At 54.0% G+C, this 5,064-nt stretch carries 1 protein-coding gene; it reads right to left on the bottom strand.

Annotation, left to right across the window (positions count from 1 at the left end):
- Positions 1-5,064, bottom strand: a 5,064-nt coding sequence (locus tag IX84_RS18175) for an FG-GAP-like repeat-containing protein (RefSeq protein WP_044223979.1), incomplete at both ends; no start/stop codon positions are given.

Genomic DNA, 5,064 nt, shown 5'->3' with positions numbered 1-5,064 from the left:
GTATCAACGCTGCTGAAGCTGGACTGACCGCCGTCGCAGATCGCCCGGACCCGCCATTCTATCTGTGCGGACCCCGGAAGCCCGGTCAGGGTTATCGATTCAGAGGTGGCTAAGGCATTAAGCACTATCCCTCCATTGACCCGATAGCGGACCAGGTACTCGATAGCCGGGCCCACGGCTGTCCAGGAGAGGTCTGCTGTGTTTGCAGTGATGTTGCTGGCCTGTAAATTAATGGGGCTCGTACACTCGTTAAAATCACAGACGCCATTATTGTCCTCATCAATGAGTGTCCCGGCACAATTGCAATTGGCATCGTAGCTATCGTTTTCTGTACAATCATCACCATCATCGCAGGCCTGCCCTTCAAGGGCATTGACCACCGCAACCATGGAGGTACAGCTGCTTTCCAGCCCATTGTCGTCAATCACCGTGAGCGTGACCGGCGTTGGCGCACCAATATCCGAGCAAGTAAAGGCAAACAGGTCAACTGATAACTGCGCAATCCCACAGTTATCAAAGGAACCGCTGTCCAAATCGGTAGCCGAAATAATGGCCGGCGAGGCGGACTCAGGATCTACTTCAAGCGTAAAGGAGGGTACGCAAACGGCATTCGGAGGCGTATTGTCGATCAAACTCACGCTCGAAACACAAGTTGAAAAGTTACCGCTCGCATCAGCCACCGTCAGGATGACCGTATTAAACCCAATATCCGAACAGGTCAACTGTGACGGGTTGGGTGTCAATGTAGCCACACCACAGTTATCAAGGGAGCCGCCATCCAGGCTGCTGCCATCCAGGGTAAGGGTCCCATCTGGCCCCAGGTCAGCCTCAATATCCTGGCATAATGCAAATGGTTTGGAGACATCCGTAATTTGCACATTAGTGGTACAGGCTGAGGTATTGCCGGAATTGTCCGTAACGGTCAGCTCCACTGTCTGCATGCCGAGGTCAGTGCAGGAGAATTCGGTCTGATCTATAGAAAGGTCAGCCACGGTACAGTTATCAAAGGAGCCTGCGTCCACCTCAGCGGCTGAAAGACTGGCCTGCCCGGAAGGGTCGAGCTCCAGGGCCAGCATAGGTTCGCAACTGGCGATTGGCGGCACCAGGTCTTCTACCGTAATCTCCGCCGTACAGATATCGGTATTATTGCTGCCATCCGTAACGGTCAGGGTGACGGTATTCACCCCGAGCTGACTGCAGTCGAAGCTGTTTTCGTCCAGCTGCAAGTCGACCGATACGCAGTTGTCCGTGGAATTGCTGCCAACTGCGGCCGCACTGAGAGTGGCTGCGCCCATTGTGTCTAGCTGTACGGTCACCGCCATACATACAGCCTCAGGCGCCATTAGATCTTGCACGGTTACGGTGGCGGTACAGGTATCGGTGTTATTGCTGCCATCGGTGGCGGTGAGCACAACCGTATTGGCCCCAATATGGCTACAGTCGAAATCGGCCTGGCTAAGCGATAAGTCTGGTGCACCACAATTATCAGTGGAGGCTCCACCGATCAAATCTGTCGTTATCATTGCCTGCCCTATGGAATCCAGGGCAACACTAATATCTGCGCATATGGCCTGCGGTGGCAGGTCATCGGTTACCGTCACGGTAGCCTGGCATGTATCCATATTATTACTGGCATCGGTCACCGTTAACGTGACGGTGTTGGTACCGATATCACCGCAATCGAAAGTACTCTGATTGAGCATCAGGCTCACCCCTGCACAGTTATCGGTAGAGCCGCCGTCCACATTATCAGCCATGATTGACGCGAATCCGGTACTATCCAGGCTGACGCTGAAGGGCTGACAGACGGCCACCGGCGAGATTACATCCTCTACCGTGATGGTCGCCGTACAGGTATCTTGATTGTTGCTGCCATCGCTTACGATCATATCCACAGCGTTTTCTCCCAGATGTGTGCAGTCGAAACTGCTTTGGCTAAGCGCCAGGTCCAGCGTACCGCAATTGTCCGACGAGCCACCGTCTACATTGAAGGATGGCAGGAAAGCTGTCCCATTTTCATCGAGTTGTACTGTAACATCTGTACACTCGGCCTGAGGCGGGAGCAGGTCTTCCACGGTCACCATTGCCATGCAGCTGCCGGAGCCGGAGTTGGGGCTGCCATCGCTGACAAAAAGGCTCACCGTTTGCTGCCCAAGGTCCCCACAGTCAAACTGATCTTGGCTGACTTCCAGGACCAGGCCCGCAGCCGGGGTACAATTATCGTAAGAGCCATTATTCACAGCTTCCGGGCTTAGCGTAGCCATGCCCGCAGCATCAAGCTGTACAGCGGCATCCTGACACTCCGCCACCGGCGCAGCATCATCCACTACCGTGACGGTAGCGGTACAATTACCCGATTCGGCATCCGGGCTGCCATCGCTGACCGTAAGCGTAACGGACTGCTCGCCCAGGTCATCGCAGCTAAAGGCCACCTGACTCGCCTCATAAGTGAAGCTCGTCGCGCAGTTATCGGTAGAGCCCCCATCGAGGCTATCAGCCACGAGCAGGGCCATCCCTGCCGAATCCAGCGCAATAGTGACATCTGCACAAACCGCCGTGGGTGCCATATTGTCGATAACGGACACAATCGCCATACAGGTACTCGTATCCCCATCTGTATCCACCACGGTCAGCTCAACCGGATTATCCTGCCCCTGATTGCTACAGTCAAAGTCGGTGACATCCAGCCACAGCCCCGCCAGCCCATCGAGGGCCATGGTACCGTCCTCGACCTGCGCTGGCGTAATAGAGACTGTGCCATCCGCGCCAAGGGCCACCGTTGGATTCGTACAGCCTGCAAACAAGCCGCCGCTGTACGTCGCGCGGGCCACCTCTGTGCCGCTGCAGACCAGTACGATCTCATCTTCCTCATCATCGAGGGTAATATCGCTGCCGTAGGCATAGTCGATGTGGACCCCCCCGTTGGTCAGGGTATCGGCGTTGTTGCCGAGGGTGATGGAGCCGCCGGCAGGGAGGAGGAGGGAGGTGGTGATGGAGTGGCTGTCGGTGCCATCGTCAAGGATGGTATAGCCATTCAGATCAACGACAGAGTCTGTAGGGTTGTAAACGGTAAACCACTCCCCGTTTTCGTCCAGCACCAAAGGGGGCGCAGATTGGATGGTGGTGATTTGCAGCGTGTTTTCAGAAAGGCAATTCTGGGTGGTAGTGCACTCATTCTCGTACCACGCTATCTTATCATCATTTGATGAGGCCGATAATACATCCGCGTCACCATCACCGTCCAAATCCATGGCGTATACGGACCTGGCAGCATCCGCTGATGTCGTTATGACCTGCTGCGCACCAAAATTGCCGCTGCCGTCATTCTCGTACCACGCTATCTTATCATCATTTAATGAGGCCGATAATACATCCGCGTCGCCATCACCGTCCAAATCCATGGCGTATACGGAACTGGCACCATCCGCTGATGTCGTTATGACCTGCTGCGCACCAAAATTGCCGCTGCCGTCATTCTCGTACCACGCTATCTTATCATCACTATATGAGGCCGATAATACATCCGCGTCGCCATCACCGTCCAAATCCATGGCGTATACGGACCTGGCAGCATCCGCTGATGTCGTTATGACCTGCTGCGCACCAAAATTGCCGCTGCCGTCATTCTCGTACCACGCTATCTTATCATCAAACGCAGAGGCTGATAATACATCCGCGTCGCCATCACCGTCCAAATCCATGGCGTATACCGAATAGGCACCATCCGCTGATGTCGTTATGACCTGCTGCGCACCAAAATTGCCGCTGCCGTCATTCTCGTACCACGCTATCTTATTATCAAGCGAAGAGGCTGATAATACATCCGCGTCGCCATCACCGTCCAAATCCATGGCGTATACGGACCTGGCAACATCCACTGATGTCGTTATGACCTGCTGCGCACCAAAATTACCGCTGCCGTCATTCTCGTACCACGCTATCTTATTATCACCATATGAGGCCGATAATAAATCCGCGTCGCCATCACCGTCCAAATCCATGGCGTATACGGACCAAGCACCATCCGCTGATGTCGTTATGACCTGCTGCGCACCAAAATTGCCGCTGCCGTCATTCTCGTACCACGCTATCTTATCATCATCTAATGAGGTCGATAATACATCCGCGTCGCCATCACCGTCCAAATCCATGGCGTATACGGACTTGGCAACATCCGCTGATGTCGTTATGGTATTGGACGTAAAGCCCGGATCAGCACAAGGCACAGCGCAGGGTGGGCAATTGCTGCCGCCGCAATCGACTCCCGTTTCATCCCCATTCTGAATACCGTCAGAACAATTTGGCGGTGCCCCATTCACCGTCACAGTCGCTAAGCAGCTATTTAAATTGCCGGCAGCATCCTCTGCGGTCAGTATGACCTGATTTTGCCCGATGTCCGCGCTGGAAAATTGGGTTATATCAAGGGTCAGGCCAGCCACTCCACAATTATCGGTGGAACCACCGTCTACATCCTGTGGAGAGACACTGGCCATACCCGAACCATCCAGGTCTATGCTTAAATCCTGACAAACTGCCGAGGGTAGCAAGTCATCAATGAGCGTTACAGCAGCCATACAGGTTCCTGATCCCGTTGCGGGGTTTCCATCTCCTACTTCCAGCTGCACCATCACCTCAGGTGCATCGCTACAAGTGAACTGGGATTGGTCAAGAGCGTAGTTTAGCACGGTTGCACAATCGTCTGTGGAGCCACCGTCTACATCCTGTGGGTTGATGGATGCCTGACCGGATGCATCAAAAAATACAGTGGTATTCGCACACAATGCATCGGGAGGGCTAGTGTCGGCTGTGTAGATCAACTCAGATGCAGTTACCGCATTCAGGCAGGCTACTTCTTCAACGCTTAAATCACATGGGCCCGCATCGGCTAATGCAATATTGACTTGATGTGTCATACCGGCCGGCGTACCTTCCAAATCAATAAATGTAACCGTCGCACCGGCAGGGACATTAAAGAAAGTCGTTGCCCCAACACTGATATTGTAGAATGCTCCGCAGTCGTCTGTTACGGTTACGTCGAAACCTCCAGCATCATTGCCCAGGCAG

It is taken from the genome of Phaeodactylibacter xiamenensis (assembly GCF_000759025.1).
Classification (GTDB): Bacteria; Bacteroidota; Bacteroidia; order Chitinophagales; family Saprospiraceae; genus Phaeodactylibacter; species Phaeodactylibacter xiamenensis.
This window is presented reverse-complemented; position numbering and strand designations above follow the sequence as displayed.